Origin of the sequence: Streptomyces kunmingensis (genome assembly GCF_039533535.1) — a bacterium.
GTDB classification, from domain to species: domain Bacteria; phylum Actinomycetota; class Actinomycetes; order Streptomycetales; family Streptomycetaceae; genus Streptomyces; species Streptomyces kunmingensis.
This window is the reverse complement of the sequence record NZ_BAAATS010000002.1, coordinates 397,485-419,422: the sequence shown is the minus strand read 5'-3', so window position 1 is coordinate 419,422 and position 21,938 is coordinate 397,485. Positions and strand designations below refer to the sequence as shown.

At 72.4% G+C, this 21,938-nt stretch carries 19 protein-coding genes; 10 read left to right on the top strand and 9 right to left on the bottom strand.

Going from position 1 to position 21,938, the window contains the following annotated elements; translation table 11 throughout:
• Positions 1–260: 260 nt before the first annotated feature.
• Positions 261–953, bottom strand: coding sequence for an iron-dependent transcriptional repressor DtxR (locus ABD366_RS03995; RefSeq protein WP_324765927.1), 693 nt, complete (start codon positions 951–953; stop codon positions 261–263).
• Between the two features lie 215 nt (positions 954–1,168).
• On the opposite strand from ABD366_RS03995, the gene ABD366_RS03990 reads away from it, so the two are divergent.
• Positions 1,169–1,933, top strand: a complete 765-nt coding sequence (locus ABD366_RS03990) for an SIS domain-containing protein (protein WP_324765926.1) — start codon at positions 1,169–1,171, stop codon at positions 1,931–1,933.
• Between the two features lie 27 nt (positions 1,934–1,960).
• On the opposite strand, the gene ABD366_RS03985 is transcribed toward ABD366_RS03990, so the two are convergent.
• The 4 genes from ABD366_RS03985 to ABD366_RS03970 all read right to left on the bottom strand — a co-directional run bounded on the left by ABD366_RS03985 (position 1,961) and on the right by ABD366_RS03970 (position 6,946).
• Complete coding sequence (locus ABD366_RS03985) at positions 1,961–3,334, bottom strand: PAS domain-containing protein (protein ID WP_344441091.1); 1,374 nt, start codon at positions 3,332–3,334, stop codon at positions 1,961–1,963.
• 496 nt (positions 3,335–3,830) lie between these two features.
• Positions 3,831–5,402, bottom strand: a complete 1,572-nt coding sequence (locus ABD366_RS03980; protein ID WP_324771958.1) for a transporter — start codon at positions 5,400–5,402, stop codon at positions 3,831–3,833.
• On the bottom strand, positions 5,399–6,181 hold the full coding sequence (locus tag ABD366_RS03975; protein ID WP_324771959.1) for an ABC transporter ATP-binding protein: 783 nt from the start codon (positions 6,179–6,181) through the stop codon (positions 5,399–5,401). The genes ABD366_RS03980 and ABD366_RS03975 overlap by 4 nt, the downstream gene beginning before the upstream one ends.
• A gap of 78 nt (positions 6,182–6,259) precedes the next feature.
• Entirely contained in the window at positions 6,260–6,946 is a 687-nt protein-coding gene (locus ABD366_RS03970; protein WP_324771960.1) for a bifunctional DNA primase/polymerase, read from the bottom strand.
• Between the two features lie 314 nt (positions 6,947–7,260).
• On the opposite strand from ABD366_RS03970, the gene ABD366_RS03965 reads away from it, so the two are divergent.
• Together ABD366_RS03965 and ABD366_RS03960 are read left to right on the top strand one after the other, a co-directional pair.
• Positions 7,261–8,649 (top strand): NsdA family TPR-like regulatory protein, encoded by a 1,389-nt coding sequence (locus ABD366_RS03965; protein ID WP_324771961.1) that lies wholly within the window; start codon positions 7,261–7,263, stop codon positions 8,647–8,649.
• 156 nt (positions 8,650–8,805) lie between these two features.
• A complete protein-coding gene (locus tag ABD366_RS03960) occupies positions 8,806–10,314 on the top strand; it encodes a hypothetical protein (protein ID WP_324771962.1) in 1,509 nt (502 codons plus the stop codon).
• Positions 10,315–10,336: 22 nt separating this feature from the next.
• On the opposite strand, the gene ABD366_RS03955 is transcribed toward ABD366_RS03960, so the two are convergent.
• The gene (locus ABD366_RS03955; RefSeq protein ID WP_324771963.1) at positions 10,337–11,605 is read right to left on the bottom strand and encodes an ABC transporter substrate-binding protein; all 1,269 of its coding nucleotides are present in this window, start codon (positions 11,603–11,605) and stop codon (positions 10,337–10,339) included.
• Positions 11,606–11,722: 117 nt separating this feature from the next.
• On the opposite strand from ABD366_RS03955, the gene ABD366_RS03950 reads away from it, so the two are divergent.
• A complete protein-coding gene (locus tag ABD366_RS03950) occupies positions 11,723–12,223 on the top strand; it encodes an SCO4402 family protein (RefSeq protein WP_324771964.1) in 501 nt (166 codons plus the stop codon).
• Between the two features lie 84 nt (positions 12,224–12,307).
• On the top strand, positions 12,308–13,186 hold the full coding sequence (gene purU, locus ABD366_RS03945; RefSeq protein WP_324771965.1) for a formyltetrahydrofolate deformylase: 879 nt from the start codon (positions 12,308–12,310) through the stop codon (positions 13,184–13,186).
• Positions 13,187–13,649: 463 nt separating this feature from the next.
• On the opposite strand, the gene ABD366_RS03940 is transcribed toward purU, so the two are convergent.
• Complete coding sequence (locus ABD366_RS03940) at positions 13,650–14,921, bottom strand: maleylpyruvate isomerase N-terminal domain-containing protein (RefSeq protein WP_411293797.1); 1,272 nt, start codon at positions 14,919–14,921, stop codon at positions 13,650–13,652.
• Positions 14,918–15,490, bottom strand: coding sequence for a sigma-70 family RNA polymerase sigma factor (locus ABD366_RS03935; protein ID WP_324771966.1), 573 nt, complete (start codon positions 15,488–15,490; stop codon positions 14,918–14,920). The genes ABD366_RS03940 and ABD366_RS03935 overlap by 4 nt, the downstream gene beginning before the upstream one ends.
• Before the next feature lie 317 nt (positions 15,491–15,807).
• Here ABD366_RS03935 and ABD366_RS03930 point away from each other — a divergent pair, with 317 nt between their 5' ends.
• Both ABD366_RS03930 and ABD366_RS03925 read left to right on the top strand, forming a co-directional pair.
• Positions 15,808–16,182 (top strand): STAS domain-containing protein, encoded by a 375-nt coding sequence (locus ABD366_RS03930; RefSeq protein WP_324771967.1) that lies wholly within the window; start codon positions 15,808–15,810, stop codon positions 16,180–16,182.
• A 170-nt stretch (positions 16,183–16,352) separates the two neighbouring features.
• Positions 16,353–16,850, top strand: coding sequence for an EF-hand domain-containing protein (locus ABD366_RS03925; RefSeq protein WP_324771968.1), 498 nt, complete (start codon positions 16,353–16,355; stop codon positions 16,848–16,850).
• A 97-nt stretch (positions 16,851–16,947) separates the two neighbouring features.
• Here the strand turns inward: ABD366_RS03925 and ABD366_RS03920 are convergent, their stop codons facing one another.
• The gene (locus tag ABD366_RS03920; RefSeq protein ID WP_324771969.1) at positions 16,948–18,510 is read right to left on the bottom strand and encodes a class I adenylate-forming enzyme family protein; all 1,563 of its coding nucleotides are present in this window, start codon (positions 18,508–18,510) and stop codon (positions 16,948–16,950) included.
• A 201-nt stretch (positions 18,511–18,711) separates the two neighbouring features.
• On the opposite strand from ABD366_RS03920, the gene ABD366_RS03915 reads away from it, so the two are divergent.
• The 3 genes from ABD366_RS03915 (at position 18,712) to ABD366_RS03905 (ending at position 21,631) form a co-directional block, all read left to right on the top strand.
• Entirely contained in the window at positions 18,712–19,845 is a 1,134-nt protein-coding gene (locus tag ABD366_RS03915; RefSeq protein ID WP_324771970.1) for an acyl-CoA dehydrogenase family protein, read from the top strand.
• 12 nt (positions 19,846–19,857) lie between these two features.
• Complete coding sequence (locus ABD366_RS03910; RefSeq protein WP_324771971.1) at positions 19,858–20,724, top strand: acyl-CoA dehydrogenase family protein; 867 nt, start codon at positions 19,858–19,860, stop codon at positions 20,722–20,724.
• Between the two features lie 445 nt (positions 20,725–21,169).
• The gene (locus ABD366_RS03905) at positions 21,170–21,631 is read left to right on the top strand and encodes an ATP-binding protein (protein ID WP_324771972.1); all 462 of its coding nucleotides are present in this window, start codon (positions 21,170–21,172) and stop codon (positions 21,629–21,631) included.
• The last annotated feature ends 307 nt before the right edge of the window (positions 21,632–21,938 follow it).

Here is a 21,938-nt window from a genome sequence, read left to right as displayed (position 1 = left end):
CGCCGGGGCCCTCTGCTTCAGAAGTCGCTCCGAGTGTCTCCCGCGCTCCTCGGCCCCGACCCGGGTCCCGACGCATCCCGAACGGCAGGTCCATACCAGGCCCCCTCCGGTCATATGCCTCACGCGACAGCCTTGCACGTAGCGCGCCCCACCGCTGCGATTCCGCACAGTGAATCTTGCTTTCTGCGCGAATGTGCCGCGCGCACAAGAGCGTGGCAACTGCCCCGCGCGGCGGGGCAGTTGAGTCACCGGTCAGGCTTTCAGCGCTTGGCCACGAAGACGTGCGAGGCGACGTCCGCCTCCAGCTCGGCCGCCTCACCGCTGCTGCCCACCAGGACCCCGCCCGGCGACTGCGTCACGCTGACCACCGAACCGGGCTGCACGCCCGCCCGGCGCAGCGTGTACATCAGCTGCGCGTCCGTCTGGATCGGCTCACCGATCCGCCGCACGACGACCGTCTTGCCGTCCGCGCCCGCGTCCAGATCGGCGAGCGAGACCATGCCCTCGTCCAGGAACGGGTCCGCCCCGTCCTTCTCGCCCAGCTCCTCCAGCCCCGGGATCGGGTTCCCGTACGGCGACTCCGTCGGGTGCCGCAGCAGCTCCAGGACGCGCCGCTCCACGGCCTCGCTCATCACGTGCTCCCAGCGACAGGCCTCCGCGTGCACCTGCTCCCACTCCAGGCCGATCACATCGACCAGCAGACACTCGGCGAGCCGGTGCTTGCGCATCACGCGCGTCGCCAGGCGGCGCCCCTCGTCGGTCAGCTCCAGGTGCCGGTCGGCGGCGACGGCGACCAGGCCGTCCCGCTCCATACGGGCCACGGTCTGGCTGACCGTCGGGCCGCTCTGGTCGAGCCGCTCGGCGATCCGGGCGCGCATGGGGACCACACCTTCCTCTTCGAGCTCGAGGATGGTGCGGAGGTACATCTCCGTGGTGTCGATCAGTCCGGACATACGTGCCCCTCGTGTAGCTCTCTGCTCCGCGGCGGCCCCGCTGGCTCGCCGCGTCGCTCGTGTCGCTGGCCCTGCCCTCAATTCTGACGCATACCGCTGACAACCGTCCCGCACCGGGAGAACGGCGCCCAGGGCAGGGTCCCGAAGCGTATTGACACAAGCCTGGTCCAGACCGCACCGTGATCCGCGACACCACGACTCAAGGGGCTACGCCGATGCGCGAGAGCAAGCCGGCCACGCAGTACCTCGACACCGCGATCGCCCTGCTGGGGCGGGTCCGCGACGAGGAGACGGAGAACATCACCGCCGCCGGAACCCTCCTCGCCGACACCGTCGTCGCGGGCGGCCGCCTCTTCGCCTTCGGCGCCGGCCACTCCTCGCTCGCCGCGCAGGACGTCGTCTACCGCGCGGGCAGCCTCGCCCTGATGAACCTGCTGGCCGTCCCCGGCGCCGTCGGCGTCGACGTCATGCCCGCCACCCTCGGCTCCGCCCTGGAGCGCGTCGACGGCCTGGCCGCCGCGGTCCTCGACTCCAGCCCCGCCACCGCGGGCGACGCCCTCGTCATCATCTCCCTCTCCGGCCGCAACGCGCTGCCCGTCGAGATGGCCATGAACGCCCGGGCGCTCGGCCTCAAGGTCATCGGCGTCACCTCCCTCGCGTACGCGAGCGGACCCGACGCCCCCCGCTCCCGCCACGCCTCCGGCACGTACCTGCGCGACCACTGCGACATCGTCCTCGACTCCAAGATCGCGGTGGGCGACGCGGAACTCGACCACGAAGGCGTCGACGCCCCCTTCGCCTCCGCCTCCACCGTCACCACCAGCGCCCTCATGCAGGCCACGCTCGCCACCTGCGCCGCCACCCTCGCCGACCGCGGCATCCAGCCACCGCTGCTCCGCTCCGGCAACGTCGACGGCGGCCACGACTGGAACGCCAAGGTCTTCGCCGAGTACCGCGACCGCATCTTCTACCAGCACTGAGCGGCGGCCCGGACAGCGAGAAGGCTTCTAGGCCGAACCCAGCGCCGCCAGATCCACCGCGCCGGCGATCCGTACCGCCACGCTCTCCGCGTACATCGCGTCCCCGCGCTCGAACTGGGTGCGGCTGACACCGCGCAGGAACGTCACCACCCCGAGCGTGCGCCCCCGGCTGCGCAGCGCCGCGCACAACGCGAACACCGACCCCCCCGGCCACTGCCGGGCCGCCGCCCACTGCGCCGCCGCCGCACCGGTCGGCTCCGGCGCGCCGGCCCGCACGGAACCGGCCCGGTCCACGCACTGCAACGCCGGGTGCCCCTCCGCGTACCGCACCGGCAGCGCGCCCCGCGTCACGAGCAGACTGGCGCCGGGCGCCCCCGACGGCGTCGCCGCGCCGCGCACGAGCCGCGGCGGCTCCTCGCTCACCAGCAGGTCGATCACCGCGTGATCGGCGAACCCCGCCAGTGCGAAGTCCAGATGCACGGTCGCCGCCTCCGCCGGATCCTCGCACTCCGCGGCGGCGCGCGCGGCCCGGTGCAACTGGTTGGCCCGGAAGCGGAGTTGAGCGGCCTCCTGCTCGATCAGCTTGGCCTCGGTCACGTCCTGGAACAGCCATCCGACGCCCAGCGGCACCGGCTCCTCGGCCAACGGCGACGCAAGCCGCACGAACCCGCTCCGCCAGCACCGGCGCTCCTGGCGCGCACCGTCCTCGCCGGGCAGCCGCAGCGTCACCCACACTTCCGTCGGCGACGGCGGCGCCCCCTCCGCCAGCACATGGCCGAGCGCGCCCTCCAGCTCCTCCACACCCTGGGAGATCAGATCGCCCAGCGGCCGCCCGAGCACGGCGCTGCGGCCGGAACCCAGGGCCCGCGCGGCATGCGCGTTCACCACGGCGGGCCGCAGGTCGGCGTCGACCAGGACCACACCCCACGCGGCGTCCTCGAACAGCGCCTCGCTCAGCGCGATGGACCGCTCCAGGTCGATCTGCGCGTGCACCTCGCTGAACGCGCAGTACACCCCGGCGGGCTTCCCGTCGGCCCCCCGCACGACGGCGGACTGGGTCCGTACGAGGACCCGGCCCCCGTCCTTGGTCACCAGCGCGAACTCGTTCACCTGGCGCCCCGGCGCGTGCATCGCGGCCAGCAGCCGCCCCTGCACCTCGTCCGCGTCGGCGGACCGCACGGCCCACCCCGCGAACCCCGTCCGCCCCACGGCCTCCCCCGCCGACCAGCCCAGGATCCGCTCGGCCTCCCGGTTCCAATGGGTCACGACCCCATCGGCGTCGAACGCGCACAGCGCGGCGTCCATCCCGTCCAGCAACGCGGCCAGCAGATCGGCCCCGTCCCGCTCCGGCTCATCGGGCCCGAGCGCGTCGGTGGTCCCACTACGCCGGGAAGCACTCACCTGGCACCCCCTGCAGGCTGTGTCGGCGCTACGAATACCGCGCGGTCCTCGTACTGCGCGTACTGCTTCAGATCATTCAACTCGAACGTGACGCATCCCACACGGAGTTCGGTCAACTTCGCGAAATCCCATAACCGCACCCCTCCAGCATGCCCCCTACGCCCCCACCACCCGACGGCCGCCCCGTTCCTGCCGTGTTCCCAAGGTCTCGAAAAACCGGTTGAGGGCCGCCGCGTCGATTCGTAGGCTGTGTTGCACAGAGGAGAGGAGGTGGTTCGGAGCATGTATGCACGCCGGACGTCTGAGGTGACTGCGGGCTAGCGGCCCGACGTCGCATCTCGAATTCGGCGCCGGACCAGCACGTGAGTGGTGCGTGCAGCCGGCCCTATTCCCAAGCAGTCACCCGACCCGCGAGCCGCCGGTACGTCCGGCCGGCTTCCGACCGTCTCGTACGGGAGGAACCATGGCTCGCGGGTCGCCTGCGTTCTACGGGCGGCTAGCCCTTGCTCACCGCCGTCAGGATCTCCGGCAGACGGGACGCCGTGCGCGGGGCCACCAGGCGCAGGCCGAGGAAGGTGGCCGCCGTGCCGTAGGCCGCGCCGATCGGGAGGAGGGTCCAGGACCAGGCGTCGGCGCCCTGCGCGTGCAGGGTGATCGTGAGCGCGAGGACGGGGGCGCAGAGCAGGGCCGCGGCCACCATGCCGCCGAAGATGGAGATCCAGGCGAGGCCGGCCTGGCCCGGGGCGACGTTCTTGTAGCCCTCCTGCGGGATCGAGTACGGGAAGCGGGCCGAGGACCAGGCGCCCGTCGCGAGCATCGCGCCCAGCAGAGCGAAGGACAGGCCGAGCACCTCCGCGAGGTCCGCCCACGCGCCGAGCATCGCCGTGGTGACGACGGTGACGAGCGTGGCGTAGGGGACGGTGATCAGGAGCAGCGCCAGGGCCCGGGCACGCATTTCGAGGTAGGCGTCGCGGGGTGAGGCGATCGTCATGGCCACTATCCAGAACGCGGACGTGTCCTGGCCGAACTGGTTGTACATCTGGATGCCGAGCATCCCGGAGGCGAAGCACGCGAAGTAGACGGAACCGGTGCCCTGGAGGGCGTTGAAGACCGGGATGATCAGTCCGATGGCGAGGGACGTGATCCAGGCGGCCTTGGTCTTCGGATCGCGCCACACGTAGCGCAGGGTGCGGCCCATGACGGTGCCGGTGCGGCCGTCGGGGAGCAGGCGGCGGCCGCTGCCGGTGCGGCGGCGGGTGGGTTCCGCGGCCTGGATCGTCGATCCGTCGGGGGAGGTCATCAGGCGGGTCAGGGCACGACGCCAGACGGTGAGGAGCGCCGCCAATCCGGCCGCGCAGAGCAGGAGTTGGGCCGCGGCCGTGGCGTACGCGCCGTTGCCCGCCGCGTCGACCGCGCCGATCGCCGACGCCGGAGGGATCCAGCGCAGTACGTCCGCCACGGGGTCGAGCGCCGCGACCCCGCCCGCCGAACCGAGGCGCTGGGCGCCGAAGTTGACGAGCTGGGCGCCGATCGCGACGACGAGGCCGCTGAGGACGGCGAGGTCGCGGCCCTTGCGGCTGGTGAGCAGCCGGATGTTGGCGGCGGCGACGGCCCGGGCGAGCGCGACGCAGGTGAGGACGGTGAGGGGCACCGCGAGCACGGCGACGACGGCGGCGGCGGGACCGCGCGCGGCGGCGTACGCGGCGCCCGCCGCGAGGCAGAGCGTGAAGAGGGGCCCGACGCCGACGAGGGAGGCCACGAGCAGTCCGCGGACCAGCGGGTCGGGGCGCAGCGGCAGCATCGCGAGGCGGGTCGGGTCGAGGGTCTCGTCGCCGCTGGGGAAGAAGAGCGGCAGCACGGCCCAGCCGAGGGCGAGCAGGGCGGTGAGGAGGGTGCCGACGGTGGCGGCGTGCGTGTTCCCGTGGAGGAGGACGAGGCCGAGGAGCTGGAGCGCCGTGACCAGCAGGACGGCGGCGACCGAGGCGATGTACGCGGCGCGGCGTCCGGCGGACTGGCGCAGTCCGTTGCGCAGCAGGGCGAGTTTGAGCTGGACGAGGACGCGGGTCACCGTTTGCCGCCCAGCCAGTCGAGGGTGCCGCCGCCGTCCCGACCGCCGGCCCCGACCAGTTTCAGGAACGCTTCCTGGAGGGAGGCCGCGTCGCCCTTCACGTCCGCGAGGGGGCCCTGGGCGCGGATGCGGCCGGCCGCCATGACGGCGACCCAGTCGCACAGCGACTCCACCAGCTCCATGACGTGGGAGGAGAAGACGACGGTGGCGCCGCCCCGGGTGAAGCGTTCCAGGACGCCGCGGATCGTCTGCGCCGAGACGGGGTCGACGCCCTCGAACGGCTCGTCCAGGAAGAGGACTTCGGGGTTGTGCAGGAGCGCCGCGGCGAGGCCGATCTTCTTGCGCATGCCGGTCGAGTAGTCGACGACGAGTTTGTGCTGGGCGGAGGAGAGGTCGAGGACGTCCAGGAGCTGGGCCGCGCGTTTGTCGACCTCGGCGCCGGGCAGGCCGCGCAGTCTGCCGGTGTACGCGAGGAGTTCGCGCCCCGAGAGACGCTCGAAGAGACGCAGGCCCTCGGGCAGGACGCCGATGCGGGCCTTGACCTCGGCCGGGTCGGCCCAGACGTCGTGGCCCGCGACGTGCACGGTGCCGCGGTCGGGCCGCAGCAGTCCGGTGACCATGGAGAGGGTGGTGGTCTTGCCGGCCCCGTTCGGGCCGACGAGTCCGATGAACTTGCCTGCTGGGAGGGTCAGTTCGATGCCGGCGACGGCGGCCTGCTGCCCGAAGGTCTTCCAGAGGTCGTGTACGCGTACGGCTGCTGCTTCCCCGGTCGAGGCCACCTGGGCGCGCTCCCTTCGTCGGCGTGGTCGTGCGTCTGGGCACGATACGTGGCCGCCGCCCGGGCGCGGTGACACGCCTCAGCCGCGCCGCCCCTCGCGTCCGCAGGAGTACGCGAGCGGGGAGATGAGTTCCTCCGCGTCGGGGAGCCAGCGGTTGGCGGCGGTGGGGCGGCAGGCCCACTGGGCGGCGCCCTGGTTGCCGAAGCGGGTGGGGGGCGCCGCGACGTAGGCCCCTTCGCCGAGGGTGACGAGGTCCAGGGAGGCCGGGGGCCAGCCCAGTTTGCGGACGAGGTCGGGGACCTTGAGGGTCGCGCCGGGCAGGACGAAGAACTGCATGCGGCGGTCGGGGGTGCAGGTGACCGGGCCGAGGGTGAGCTCCATGCGCTCCATGCGGGCCAGCGCGAGGAACCCGGCGGTCTCGGGCACGTCGATCGCGTCGAACGTACGGCCGGTGGGGAGCAGGATCGACGCCTTCGGCTGCTTCGACCACAGGCGGCGGGCGCCCGTCGCGCTGCCGGTGGCCTGCGTCGCCCAGTCGGGGCGCGCGGGGTGGGAGCCGGGCGCCGGGCAGCGGACGTCGCCGCACGAGCAGCGCTGGACGCCGTCGTCGGACTCCAGCCAGGTGCCGGGGACCACGTCCCAGTGCCGCTCTTCCGCATAGCGCACGGCCGTGTCGAGGAGGGAGTCGCCGCGCTGCTGGGGGATCTGTCCGGCAGCGGTGACGGGTGAGGTGACGTCCGAGGTGCCTGCGATGGTCTCTTCCACGACGTTCTCAACTCCCGCCGCCACCCGGGGTTACGGGTGTACACGCGGGCGGGACGGGAGCATCGTTCCCGCATCTGGGGCGCATGGATGCATGGGTGGGGGCGCGCGCGCGAGGCGGCAGCGGGGGATGGGTAGTGCGGTGAGGGAACGAGGGGGAGACCGGGCAGGAGGCCCCGTCGGGTTGCGCCACGCCGAGCGCGCGGTTTGCTACCCGTTTGTGGTGCATCTTCCGTTTCTCCGCCGGGCAGTGATCCATCGAACCGGCTGTCATTCGCGGCCGGCCACCGGGAGACGGGCACAGCAGGGGGTATGCCATGGCCGCACGGCCACTCGTCGCGCGACAGCCCAACGAACGGCTGCAGGCACTCATCCAGGAGGCGGGCTGTTCGAACGCGGGCCTGGCCCGCAGGGTCAACATGTGCGGAGCCGAGCACGGTCTCGATCTGCGGTACGACAAGACGTCGGTGGCGCGCTGGCTGCGCGGGCAGCAGCCGCGCGGCCGGGCGCCGGGGATCATCGCCGAGGCGCTGGGCCGCAAGCTCGGCCGCACGGTGACGATCGACGAGATCGGCATGGCCAACGGGAAGAACCTGGCCTCGGGTGTCGGTCTGCAGTTCTCGCCGACCGTGCTCGGCGCCATCGAGCAGGTGTGTGAGCTGTGGCGCAGTGACGTAGGACGCAGAGATTTCCTCTCCGGGTCCTCCGTCGCGTCGTCCGCGCTCGTCGAGCCCAGCCGTGACTGGCTGATCTCCGTGCCCGACTCGCAGGTCGGACGGGCCGCCGGGCCGCGGGTCGGCCCGTCGGACGTGGCGGCGGTGCGGGCGATGACGAAGGCGCTGACCGATCTCGACCACCAGTACGGCAGCGGGCATGTGCGCCCGGTGGTCGTGCATTACCTGAACAGTGTGGTGAGCGGGCTGCTCGCCGGGTCCTACCGGGAGTCCGTGGGGCGTGAACTGTTCGCGGCCGTCGCCCGGTTGACGGAGCTCGCCGGATACATGGCGGTCGACACCGGACAGCCGGGGCTCGCCCAGCGCTACTACATCCAGGCGCTCAGGCTGGCCCAGGCCGCGGGGGACCGCGGATACGGCGGGTACGTCCTGGCCGCTTCCATGAGCCATCTCGCGGCGCAGCTCGGCAATCCGCGGGAGATCGCCCAGCTCGCCCGCGCGGCTCAGGAGGGGGCGCGCGGGCGCGTGACACCGCGCGCGGAGGCGATGTTCCACGCGGCCGAAGCGCGCGGCCACGCTCTTCTCGGGGACGCCCGCGCCGCGCAGGCCGCTTCCGGTGCGGCGGTCACCGCGATGGAGCGCGCCGAAGGGCTGGGCGGTTCCGGGGACGACCCGGCGTGGATCAGCCATTTCGACCACGCTTATCTGGCCGATGAACTCGCACACTGTCACCGGGACTTGGGGCAGCCGAGGGACGCCGCGCGATGTGCGCAGGAGTCGCTCGACGGGCATCCGGAGTCGCGGGCCAGGAGGCGCGCCATCGGCCTGGTGCTCCTTGCCACGGCCCAGGTGCAGCAGCGTGAGGTGGAGCAGGCCTGTGCCACGGGACTTCGGGCCGTGGAGCTGCTCGGCACGCTGCGTTCCAACCGGGGCGCGGAGTATCTGGAGGACCTCAAGGAACGGCTCGAACCGTTCGGAGAGGAGCCGGTGGTACGGGAGTTCGGGGCGCGGGTGGAGTTGCAGGCCGCGTGATCCGGAGGGGGGTCGTGTAAACAGCGCCCGACCGCTTTGTTTTGTTACTCCCGCCACGGGGGAGGCTCCCGAGATTTGAGGTGCGTAGCACGGGCGTGCGGGGACCCGGTAGCGTGAGCCGACGATTCCGAAGGTCCCCCATACGTAGGAGTCCCGGTGACGCAGCAGCGCGGACACGGAGAAGATCCGCATCTTCCCGCGGCACGGCAGGCACATGAAGGCATCGTGCTGCCCGCCGACGGCGGAGAGCCCCTGTTGCCGGGCACGTTCGGCGACCAGGCAGGACCCACGGGCGCCTCCCCGTGGGGCCAGCCGTGGGGGCCCGAGTCCCAGCAGGCACAGGCCGCGGGGCCGATGCCGACGTACGAGTGGGGCCAGCCGCAGGCGGGCGCCCCGCTGCCGCCGCAGGCGCCCACCCAGGCGCTGCCGCCGCACGGCGGCGCGGCACCGCTGCCGCCCGCCGCGCCCACCGGCTACGACGCGTCGCAGGGCGGTGCCTACGGTGCTCCGTACGCCGGTTCCTACGACGGCGACGCCACGCAGTACATAGCGCCGGTCGCCCAGCAGCAGCCGCATCAGCAGCAACCGCAGCCGTATCAGCAGCAGCCTCAGCAGCACGCCGCCGCTCTGCTGCCGCCCGAGGCGCCCGCCGCTGACGCCACGCAGTACCTGGGGCGCGCGGTGCGTCAGCCGATGCCGGGGGCGCTGCCCGACGCCGTACCCGGGGGCCCGGACAGCGAGGCGACCCAGTACATACCGCCGGTGCCCGCGCAGCCGTCGCCGCCGCAGAACGCCTCCTACGACATGCGCCCCGGCGAGCCGGGCGAGCGCCAGCCCCCGGCCGAGTTCGACGCCCTGTTCCGTACGGAGCCGGAGAGCGAGGCCGGCTCCACGCAGCAGATGCCGCGCTTCGACCCGCGCGCCCAGCAGGCGCAGCAGCACGCCCCGCACATGCCGGGCGGGCCGGGCGGGCGCGGACCGCAGACCCCGCCGCAGCAGCAGGCGTACGAGCCGGAGCCGCCGCGCCGCAAGTCGCGTACCGGCTCCAAGGTGCCGCTGATCGCCGCGGTCGGGGTCGGGCTCCTCGTCGTCGGCATCGGCGCGGGCACCCTGCTCAGCGGCGGCGACGACGACCCGAAGACCGACGCCACCAAGACCGTCTCGGACTCCTCGCCCGCCGCCTCGGACCAGTCCTCGCCGGCCGCCGACCCGGCCAAGGAGCAGGCCGTCGCCCTCGACAAGCTGCTCGCCGACTCGGGCAACAGCCGCGAGGCGGTCGTCGGAGCCGTCGCCAACATCGGCGCCTGCAAAGAGCTCGGCCCGGCCTCCCAGGCCCTGCGGGACGCAGCGACCCAGCGCAACAACCTGGTGACGCGGCTCAACGCCCTCACCATGGACCAGCTGCCCGACAACGTCGCGCTGAAGGACGCCCTCACCAAGGCGTGGAAGGCGTCCGCGTCGGCGGACACCCACTACGCGGCGTGGGGCGACCAGGCCGCCGGGAAGAAGGGCTGCCACAAGGGGCACGCCAAGGTGACGCCCCAGCGGCACGCGGGCGACTCGTCCAGCCAGACGGCGTCCACCGAGAAGACGAAGGCCTCCGGCCTGTGGAACACGATCGCCTCGAAGTACGAGCTGACCCAGCGGTCGGCCGTACAGCTGTAGGAGGGCCGGGCGGGCGCCCTGCTCAGGATGCCTTCGCCAGCGTGTCCGTCACGTCCACCGAGCCCTTGCGGGTCGCGACGAGGCGGCCCTGGCGCACCTGCTGGAAGGTGACCCGGGCGTTGACCAGGCGGGGGAAGTCGCCGGCCGCGGACATGTGGTCGTAGCCCCAGCGCAGCGCAGGCGTCAGGCCGCCCGTCGTGACCTTCCTGCCCTGGTCGAGGGAGATGCGCAGCGCGCGTGCGCTGACCTCACGGTCGCCGAGGGCCTCGACGAGCTGCTTCAGGACGGTGTACGCGATCCAGGTGGTCTGCACGCCCGCGTCCGCCGGGTCGATGCGGTTGTCGCCGAAGGCCTGCTCGTTGATGGCCTTGCGCATCGGGTCCCAGCGCGCGTCGTCGGCCGCCGGGTACCAGCCGGTGACGTACGCGCCCTCGTACGGGCTGCCCGCGCCGCCGGAGCGGTTGATGACGGTCTGGTCGACGCTGCCGAGGACGGTCGCCGTGCGCACCGCCGGATAGTCCGCGCGCAGCCGCCGGAACGAGTCGAAGAACGTGTCCGTACGGTCCCCGAGCACCGCGGCGACGCAGCCCTCGCCGGCGGGCGCCGCGCTCGCCGTGGTCAGCGCCTGAAGGGCCTGGCCGCCGTAGTCGGTGGCGTTCTCCGCGGCCCGCAGATCGGTCGCGGCGGAACGGTCGCGCAGGGCGAGACCGCTGTTCAGCAGGGACGGGAGTTCGTCGCCCGCGATGGTGTCGGGGCGGACCAGGACCGTGCGGTCGCAGGCCCCGGCGAGCTGCTCGCCGTTGCCCGCGAGCAGCGCGGCCTGGCCGCCGTTGACCGGGTAGGAGAGCGGACTGGTGAACTCCGCGTCGCTGACGCCGTAGCCGCCGATGTAGGGGATGCCGGCGGACTCCAGCGGTGAGAGGAACGCGCGGCCGTGCTGGCTGTAGGAGCCGACGACGGCGACGACGTCCTGGTCGACGGCGGAGCGCGCGCACTTCGCGGCGCCCACGCTGTCGTTCCGGTCGTTGCAGGTGAGGATCTTCAGTTCCCGGCCGCCGAGACCGCCGTGCGCGTTGACCCAGCGCGCGTACGCCTGTGCCATGGCCGGCATGCCGGGCATGTTCGTCGCGTCGGTCTTCTCCGGCGCCCACGTCATCACCGTGACGGTCCCGTCCCCGGCGCTCTCCGCCGACCCGGGGACCAGGCCGCAGCCGGCCACCAGGGCCGCGCCCAGGGCGACGGCTGCGATGCGGAAGGTGCTCTTGCTACTGGTGTGGCGCCGACCGGTCATGGACCTGCACGATTCCCCCGCATCCCGAATCGCCGAGTGACCCGTGGTCAACACGTGGTGACGCGGAGGTGAATTACGGGGGGAGGTCGGGGCGTTCCGGGACGGGACGTACGATCGATGACCGTGCAAAGCTCGGAGAACTCTTCCCGCCGCGGCCGTCGCTCCACAAAGATGGGCGGCATGCCACTCAACGACATGCCGTGGTGGCGCTGGCGCAGCAATGTGCGCTCCGCGCTGCACATGCTCTCCGACCCCTCCTTCCAGCGGAACGTCTGGCTGGCCGGCGTGGACGGGTACGGGGACGTGACCGACGCCGTGTACCGCCTCGTCGAGGACACCTGGCTGGACAACTGGTCCGCCGAGAAATACGTCGGGACGATATTCAGGGACTCGCAGGAAGCGGCCCTCGTCGACACCGCCGTGCTGCGGGTGCTGCGGATCATGCACCAGGTCGGCCCCGACGCGCCCGTCTCCGCCTATCTGGACGATCCGGGGTGGCCGGATGCCGTGCGGTCGGCGCGGGACGCGCATGTGAGGCTCGCCACGAGCGACGGGGAGGACCCTGACGAGGCGCCCCGGACCCTGGAAGTGCTGCAGATCATGACGCGGGCCGCGTAGAACCGGGCGGCTCTCCGTGCCGTCGGGCGTCCGGTTCCCAAGACGTGCGGTCGCCGGACGCCGCCGATGTGCGAACCTTTTCGCATGAACGCGCCCGCACCTGTCGCCACCGGCTCCGAGCAGTACGTCCTCACCCTCTCCTGCCCCGACAAGCAGGGCATCGTGCACGCCGTGTCGAGCTATCTCTTCATGACCGGCTGCAACATCGAGGACAGCCAGCAGTTCGGTGACCACGACACGGGGCTCTTCTTCATGCGGGTCCACTTCAGCGCGGACTCGCCCGTCACCGTGGAGAAGCTGCGCGCCAGCTTCGCCGCGATCGGGGACTCGTTCCAGATGGACTGGCAGATCCACCGGGCCTCGGACCGGATGAAGGTCGTCCTGATGGTCAGCAAGTTCGGGCACTGCCTGAACGACCTCCTCTTCCGGGCGCGGATCGGGGCGCTGCCCGTCGACATCGCCGCCGTCGTCTCCAACCACACGGACTTCCGCGAGCTCGTCGGCTCCTACGACATCCCCTTCCACCACATCCCGGTCACCAAGGACACCAAGGCGCAGGCCGAGCAGCAGGTCATCGACCTGGTGCGGGACGAGGGCGTCGAGCTCGTCGTGCTCGCGCGGTACATGCAGGTGCTCTCGGACGACCTGTGCAAGCAGCTGAGCGGGCGGATCATCAACATCCACCATTCGTTCCTGCCGAGCTTCAAGGGTGCGAAGCCGTATCACCAGGCGCATGCGCGGGGTGTGAAGCTGATCGGGGCGACCGCGCACTATGTCACCGCCGACCTCGACGAGGGGCCGATCATCGAGCAGGAGGTCGAGCGGGTCGGGCATGACGTCACGCCGGATCAGCTGGTCGCTGTGGGGCGTGACGTGGAGTGCCAGGCGCTGGCGCGGGCCGTCAAGTGGCATGCGGAGCGGCGCATTCTTCTGAACGGGCGGCGCACGGTCGTCTTCGCGTAGCCCCTTGCCGGGGTCGTTCTCGTCACAGGGTGCGGCCCGGTGGGGTTGGTTGCGTAGTTCCCCGCGCCCCTTGCCGGCTTGTTCGGCGGGTGCGGCTCTCGTCGTGGTTGCTCGCGCCGTTCCCCGCGCCCCTGGGCGTGTGCCGTGCGCTGCCGTTTTGTGGGTGCGGCGCCGTTGTGGCTGGTCGCGCAGTTCCTCGCGCCCCTGGGTTGTTCTTTGTCCGCGGGCTCGGTGGGGCTTCTCGCGCAGTTCCCCGCGCCCCTGAGGTGCGCACTGCGTGCGCCACCTCAAGGGGCGCGCGAAGCGCGCCTCTCATGGGGCTGCGGCGAAGCCGCATGCTCCAGGGGCGCGGGGAACTTGCGCGACTAGCCACGACGAGAGCCGCAGTCGTAGATCAACCCATTGAGGGGCGCGGGGAACTGCGCGAGCGGGTAGCACCCACCCGCACCTGGCGACGGCCCCGCTACAAGCGGCTCAGCGCTGCCGTCGCAGACAGGACGTCCCGGATCGCCTCCCGGTCACCGACCTGCCCCGCCGCCGCCTCGTCAGGCGATACGTGACCCGCCGCGAGACGGCAGAACTCCACCCCGTCCAGGGCGACATGCGCCACCTCCCGCCCGGCGGAACCCCCGTCGAGGGAGATCAGCCACTCACCCCCACCCGCCCCCTCGACCTCGAGGCGCAGCTTGCGGCCGGGCCCGTCGGCCGGGGCCGGGGCGGCGAGGCCGCTGTCGCGGCGGGCGGCGAGGGAGGCGGGCAGCATCCGGGCCGCGAGGTCGATCATGCGGTTGAGATGGCGCGGGGCCGGCGGCTCGTACGGGTAGTCGACCGCGTCGGCGATGTCCCCCGCATGGATCCAGCACTCGAAGGCCCGGTCGATCATGGCGTCGCGCAGGGCGAGGTCGCAGTCGCCGTACGGGACGGGCAGCCGCCCCGAGCCGCTGGGGCCCACCGCGTCCGATCCGGCGAAGGAGACCGTACGGATGAGGGCGTGGGACTGCTCCCGCCAGGGCGCGCGCACGGCCCGGGTCGGTGAGAACCCGGAGGCCTGCCAGTACGCCTCCGTACGCTCGGCGGGTCCGAGCCCGTCCAGCGCGCCGGCGGCCGCGGAGTCCCGCTCGCCCGGGTCTTCGAGGCCGAGGGCGCGGGCGACGAGGCCGTCCACGCTGGTGAGGTGGGCGATCACGCCGGCGACCGTGGTCCGGCGGCTGACCTGCTCCTCGTGCTCGTACCAGCGCAGCCGCACCGGTGCCTGCCATTCGCCGTCGCCGATGTCCTGGAGCAGCGCGTCGAGGCGGGCGGTCTCGGCGTCGTACGGGGTGGCCCAGCCGGGGACCGGGACGCGCGCGGGGCGGCGGGTGAGGCAGCCCTCCAGGACGCGGGCGCGCAGCATCGGGTCGAGGTCGAGGGTCTCCTCGGCGTGCAGCAGCCCGACGGCGTCGCGCAGCCGCAGCCCTTCCTCGGCGCAGGCGCCGCAGTCGCCGAGGTGGTCGTCGACGGCGGCGGACTCCTCGGGCGAGCAGGCCGCGAGGGCCCAGGCGCCGAGCAGCGACTTGAGGACGCGGTGTTCCAGGACGAGGGGCGCGGGCAGGTCGGGCAGCGGGCGGCCGGTGTCCTCGACGGAGGTGCGGGGTGTCGGTATGCGCAGGGCGTCCGCCGGGCCGCCGTCGTGGGCGCCGCGGTCCGGTTCGCCGTCGTACGGGCCGTAGCGGTCGGGCCCCTGCGCCCCGCTCACGCCTGGCTCCCGAACCGGCCGGGCGGTGTGCCGCTGTCGTGCGCCGTCGAGAGCAGTTGCAGGCCGAGGCGGAGCCGGCGGCGCGCCTCGTCCTCGGTGACCCCGAGGTCGGCGGCGGTCTGGCGGTAGTCGCGGCGCTGGAAGTAGGCGAGCTCCAGGGCGGCCCGGAGCGGGGCGGGCATCGACGTCACGATGTAGTCGGCGCGGGCCGCGGCGGAGGCGTGGCGCACCCTGCGCTCCAGTTCCTCGGTGGTGCCGAGGCCGGTGCGCACGAGGGCGGCGGACTCGGTCTGGCGCAGCCGCTGGACGGCCTGGTGGTGGGTGAGCGTGGCGATGAAGGAGCGCAGGGGGCCCTGTTTGGGTTCGTACGCCTCGGGGTTCTCCCAGATCCGGGTGAAGACCTCGCGGGTGATCTGGTCGGCGGCGTCCTCGTCGTCCAGGACGCGGTGGGCCAGGCCGTGCACGAGGGAGGCGAACCGGTCGTACAGCTCGCCGAGCGCGGCGGCCTCGCCGTGCGCGAGGCGCTGCTGCATGTTCCGGTCCCAGCGGGACGGAGTGTCCTTGGGCATGGGGCCCCCTCTCCGACCGCCCGTGCTGCTGAGTGCTGAACTGCTGAACTGTTCTGCCTAGTACCCGAATGTAGACCGAGGCCCCGGGAACGCACGCTCCTTTACCGCATTGTGCGCGCCGGTGCGGTAGCAGGTGATAAAGAACGGCCGGGACCGCGACCGGAAGCGACCGATTATGACCGGGTCGGCCTTAACCGGGCCATATGTGATAGGTCTGCGGGGGTGTTTCAGCGTGTCGCTGCCGGGCAGCCGCGCAGTGCAAGCGTAGTGACAGGTTCCGGATGCGGGCCATCGGTGAGCGAGAGGAGGCGTGGCGCGTGACGCTCAGGGTGAGCGAGACAGGACAGGGCGACTGGGCCGTTGTGCGGGTGTCGGGGGAAATGGACCTCGTGACCTCCCCGGCGCTGCGCCAGCAGGTTCACGAAGCGGTCGCCGACGGCCGGCGCAGCCTCGTGCTCGACCTCTCCGACGTGCTGTTCTGCGATTCCAGCGGCGTCGGCGTGCTCATCGCCTCCCGCCGTCTGATGCGCTCCTGCCAGGGCCGGCTCCGGGTGATCCTGCCGGCCCAGGGCGCGGAGGACGGCTCGCACGTGAACCGGGTGCTCGCCGCCCTCGGCGTCCGCCGCCTCTTCGAGGTCTATCCGGATGTCACGGCGGCCGTGGACGACGAGGCGGAGCCGATGTCGGCCTGAGGGCCGGAGCCTGTGTCATGTGCAGGCTCCGACCGCCGGCCCAGGACCCCGTCCGTGGACCGGAATTCTTCCAGTCCTGCCACAACAGCCGTACTTCCGGCCCTGGTCGGTCCTGTCCGACGTACGCTCCCAGGTGTAGGACCCACTGATGCGAGAGGCGGCTCATGAGCATGGACGAGCGGAGGATCGCGGCCCGGTTCGCCGGCTTCGACCAGGACGGCAACGGATACATCGACCGCGAGGACTTCTACGTCGCGGCGAAGGCGCTGCTCGCCGAGTTCTCCACGACGGCCCGTTGCGACAAGGGCCAGGCGCTGTTCGCCGGCGCGGAGGCGTTCTGGCAGGGCATGGCCGGGATCGCGGACGTGGACGGCGATCAGCGGGTGACCCGGGGCGAGTTCGTGACCGGGGCCGTGAAGCGGCTGCGGGACAGCCCGGAGCGGTTCGCCGAGATCGCCCGGCCGTTCCTGCGGGCCGCCATCGCGATCGCCGACCCGGACGGCGCCGGAGTCGGCGCGGACGCGGCGCAGCGGGTGCTGAAGGCGCTGGGCGTCGAGGCCGAGGTCGCCGAGGCGGCGGCTGCCGCGCTGGACGCGGACGGGGACGGCCGGATCTCCGAGGACGAGGCCGTCCAGGGCTTCGCGCGGTACTTCACCGTCCCGGAGTGAGAGCCTGTCTTTGAACCCCCGTCGTCCGCGCGGCGAACGTGCGCACCGGGCGTCGGGGCGCTGGGGGCACCTCCCAGCGTTAGCTGGGGGAGGGGGTTCAAAGACAGGCTCTGAGGCCGCCGCCCTCGCCCGCATAGCGCTCCCGCAGCTTGTACTTGAGGACCTTGCGGAGCGTCTCGTTGCGGGGGAGGGCGTCGACCACCTCCAGCTGTTCGGGGAGCTTGAACGTGGACAGGCCCTGACCGCGCAGATACGCCGTGACCGTGTCCAGCGTCAACGGGCCCTGTTCCTCTCGTAGTTCGAGGACCGCGCAGACGCGCTCCCCGCGCTCCGCGTCGGGCAGGCCGATGACCGCCGCGTCCTGTACCGCGGGGTGCTGGTGCAGCAGGTCCTCGATCTCCTTCGCGGAGATGTTCTCGCCCTTGCGGATGATGATGTCCTTGGCCCGGCCGGTCAGGACCAGATGGCCGCTGGGCAGGACGTGGCCGAGATCGCCGGTGATCAGGAAGCCGTCCGCGTCGAAGGCGTCCGCGCTCTGCCGCGGGTCCGAGTACCCCTGGCAGACGGCCTCCCCGCGCAGCCGCACCGCGCCGTCGACCCCGGCGGGGACGGGCGTGCCGGATTCGTCGACGATCCGGATCTCCATGCCTTCGGGCGGGCGCCCCTCCGTCGTCGCCAGATGGTGGGCCGTGTCGTCCGGCGCCCCCATCGTGATCATGGGTACCTCGGTCATGCCGTACCCGTGGGTGAGCTGCACGCCCATCTCGCGCACCACGGCGTGGTAGATCTCGGGCGGTTTGGGCGCCCCGCCGCCCGCGAGCAGCCGCAGCGTCGGTATCAACTTCCGCTCCGGGGTCTTGCGTTGCTCGGTCAGGAACATCGAGTAGAACGCCGTCGACCCGCCCGCCACCGTGACGCCGTGCCGCCGGTACTCGTCCAGGGCGTCCGGCAGGGCGAACTGCTCGAACATCACCGCCGGGAACCCGTACAGGAGCAGCATCACGGTGTAGTCGGGGCCCGCTATGTGCGCGTAGGGGAAGGCCATGGAGCCGACGTCGGAGGACGACAGGTGTAGTGCGTGGGCGAGGCAGGAGCCGCCCGCGAGGAGCGAACGGTCGGTGTGCAGCACGCCCTTGGGGTCGGAGGTCGTGCCGGAGGTCCAGTAGATCCAGCGGACCGCCGTGCCGTCGGCGGGCGGGGGCGGCAGGACGGCGGGATCGGCCTCGGGCAGGTTCTCGTACGCCTCGAAGACGCCGCGGGCGCCGAGCCGGTGCGCCATGGCGGTGTGGTCGAAGCCGCGCCAGGTCCCCGGCGTCGCGAAGAAGTCGGCCTTGGACTCCCGTAGCGCGAAGCCGGTCTCGCGGTCCCGGTAGAACGGGATGACGGGGGTCTGCACGGCGCCGATGCGGGCCAGCGCGAAGGTGAGCAGGGCCGTCTCGATGCGCGTGGGCAGCTGCCAGGCGACGACCGTGCCCGGGCGGACGCCGCGTTCGTACAGGGCCGCCGCCACCCGCTCGGAGCGCAGGCGCAGCTCGCCGAAGGCCAGGGCCCGGTCGCCCTGGAGCAGGACCGGGCGGTCGGGGGTGAGCTCGGCGCGGCGTTCGACCAGCTCCCAGAGCGTGCGGGACGCGCCCAGGGCGTGTGCGGTGCTCTGCGTCATGCCATGACCCCCAATGAGTACCCGGGCACGCCGTCGCCGCCGCAAGCAGAGCTGACGGAGCGTCAGTTTCAGAAAGGAAGCGTAAGTCCGCGCTTCTTGTCGGTCCAGAGGTGCGGGGCTAGCCTGCACCTGACGGGCCGTCAGGTCTGGCTGAGGTCCCAGGGGGGGCCAGGCCTCGGACTCGACCAGTAGGGGTGGTGGATGGACCTCACGTACACCGACGAGGAAGAGGCGTTCAGGGCCCGGCTGCGGGAATGGCTCGTGGGCGTGCTGCCGACGCTGCCCCCCAAGCCGTCGCCCGGCGACTGGCCCGGACGGCGCGCGTACGACACCGGCTGGCAGCGCCGGCTCCACGACGCCGGGTACGGGGAGGTCCACTGGGACGCCTCGCCGACCACCCGGCTGATCTTCCTGGAGGAGACGGAGCAGGCGGGCGCCCCGTATGTGGGCGCGAACTTCGTCGGACTGCTGCACGCCGGGCCGACCGTCGCGGCCGAGGGCAGCGAACCTCAGCGCGCGCGCTGGCTGGCGCCGATCCTGCGCGGCGACGACGTCTGGTGCCAGGGGTTCAGCGAGCCGGACGCGGGCTCCGACCTCGCCGCTCTGCGCACCCGCGCGGTGCGCGACGGCGACGAGTACGTGATCAACGGCGCCAAGATCTGGACCTCGCACGCCGAGGTCGCCGACTGGTGCGAGCTGCTCGTACGGACGGACCCGGACGCGCCCAAGCACCGCGGCATCTCGTGGCTGGCCATGCCGATGGACGCCCTGGGGATCACCGTGCGCCCGCTGCGCACACTCGCCGGGTCGACGGAGTTCGCGCAGATGTTCCTCGACGACGTACGGATACCCGTCGCCAACCGGGTCGGGAACGAGAACGACGGCTGGCGCGTCACGATGGTGACCTTGTCGTTCGAGCGCGGCACCGCCTTCGTCGGGGAGGTCGTCGCCTGCCGGCGGGTCCTAGGCGAACTGGCCGCCCACGCGCGCAAGAGCGGGCGCTGGGACGACGCGGTGCTGCGACGCGAACTTGGGCTGCTGAACGCCGAGTTCAGCGCGCTGTGGCGGCTCACCCAGTGGAACGTGAGCGAGGCCCAGGCGAGCGGTGGCGTGCCGGGCGTCGGCGGATCCGTCTTCAAGCTCCGGTACTCGCACGCGCGGCAGCGGCTCTACGACGCCGCCGCCCGGGTCCTCGGCGGAGCCGGTGCGCTGGACACCGGCCAGGAATGGACCCTCGACCGGCTCTCGTCGCTGTCCTACACGATCGCGGCCGGTACGTCGCAGATCCAGCGCAACATCGTCGCCGAGCGCGTTCTCGGCCTGCCGAAAGGCTGAAGGGGGGCGGGCGTGCATTTCCAACTGAGCGTCGAACAGCGGGCGTTGCGGGACGGCACGAGGGAGCTGCTCGCCGGGCGGTTCGGGCGGGACGCGCTGCGCGACGCGGTCGAGCGTCCCCCCGGGGTCGACCGGGCGCTGTGGCGGGAGCTCGGGGCGGCCGGCCTCTTCTCGCTCTGTCTGCCGGAGCCGGCGGGCGGGCTCGGGCTCGGCCTGCCGGAGGCCGTCGTGGTGTTCGAGGAGTGCGGCCGGGCCCTGCTGCCCGGGCCGCTGGTGGCCACGTTCCTCGCGGCGGGGGACGTGCCGGGCGCGGCCTCCGGCGACACGGTCGTCACCCGGCCCTTCGGTGGGCTCGTGCCCTGCCTCGACGCGGCCGACGTGGTGCGCGGGGAGGTCACGGACGCCGAACCGCTCGCCTCGGTCGACCCGCTCACGCCTCTGCATGCCGTGCCCGGCGCGGCGGCGGCACCGCCTTCGGCCGAAGCGACCCTTCTGTACGCCGCCGAACAGCTCGGGTCGGCCGGACGTACTCTCGAACTCGCTGTCCAACACGCCCGGGAACGCGAACAGTTCGGCCGCCCCGTCGGATCGTTCCAGGCCGTCAAGCACCTGTGCGCCGAGATGCTCGTACGGACGGAGGTGGCCCGCGCCGCCGTCTACGCGGCCGCCGTCACCCGGGACCCCGTCGAGGTCGCCGCCGCCGAACTGCTCGCCGACGAGACTGCCGTGCGGGGTGCCCGCGACTGCCTCCAGGTGCACGGCGGTATGGGCTTCACCTGGGAGTCCGACGTCCATCTGCACCTGAAGCGGGCCTGGGTGCGCGCCGAGTTGGGCGGCAGCGCCAGGGCCGCGGAGGAAGTGCTCGCCGCCGCGCTGTGAGGAGAACAGCGGTAGGGGGCACGGATGTCCTGTGGAAAGGTGCACGGACAGTGACCGTGCGTCGATACCGGGTTGTGTCCTTCGGGACGCTCGTCACGGCGCGGAGTCGGCGTCCGGCTCCGGTACCTTGTGGCAGATGCGAGTGGTGCTGAGCCCGGGCGAAGGTGCCGGTGTTGCCTCCGAGGCGGCCCCGGGGCCGGGGAAGTCTGCCGCTCGCGGCGCAGGGCGGTGCAGCACGCCCGCCTGTTCGACCCCCCACAAGACGCGTCGCACAGTATGCCGCACGCGTACTCCTTCGCGCTGGAATATGCCCGAAGCGCTTGTTGGGGTGACTGTACGTCAACCATGCTGTGCAGCAACGGGATCACGGACCGTGATCCCCGGCAGTGGCCAGGATGGTCAGTGGCGCGAGGCGACGTGTCCGCCGGTTCGGATGGTGTGAGCGGTGCAGGTGCTTCAGGTTCAGTTGGAGGTCGGGGCCGACCCCGCGGAAGTGGGACGGGCCCGCAGGTGGGTGCGCACGCGCCTCGCCGGTTCCGGGATACAGGCCGACGAGCCGCTGGCCGAGACGCTGATCCTGCTCGTCTCCGAACTGGTCACCAACGCCGTGGTGCACACCGGGCATCCGGCGGTGCTGCGCATGGTGCTGACCGGTACGCAGGAGCAGTGTCCCGGCACCGTGCGCGTGGAGGTGTCCGATTCCTGCGCCCGGCCGCCGGCGCCCCGGCACGCGGACGGCGAGGCGACGAACGGGCGGGGTCTGGAACTCGTCGACGGGCTCGCCGACCGCTGGGGCTGGCGGCCCGAGGGCGCGGGCAAGGCCATCTGGTGCGAGATCGACCGGTGCGCGGCTTCCGCCTCGGCGGGCGTGGCCGTCTATGACGGGGCCGCCTTCGAGGCGGTGTGACCTCGTGGGGTCGCGTGGGCGTGTGGCCGTGCGGCCTGGCTGGGCTGCCTGGTTTTGCCGGGCTGCCTGGCTCTGCCGGGCCGTGTGACGTCGTCGGGGTTCTGGGGCGACGCGCCGGGTCCGCTCCCGCGCGATGCTTCAGTGCGCGCCTGGACAATAGGCCCATTAACCGCAAATACCCGGACGGGTGTTGACGTGGAGTGTCCGTTTGATCACGCTTGGGGTCAGCGATTCGCTGCGAGGGGACGTCGAGGGCCCTTGTGACGGGGGCCCTCGGCGACAATCCGGATCGTTGCCGAGGGGGTGG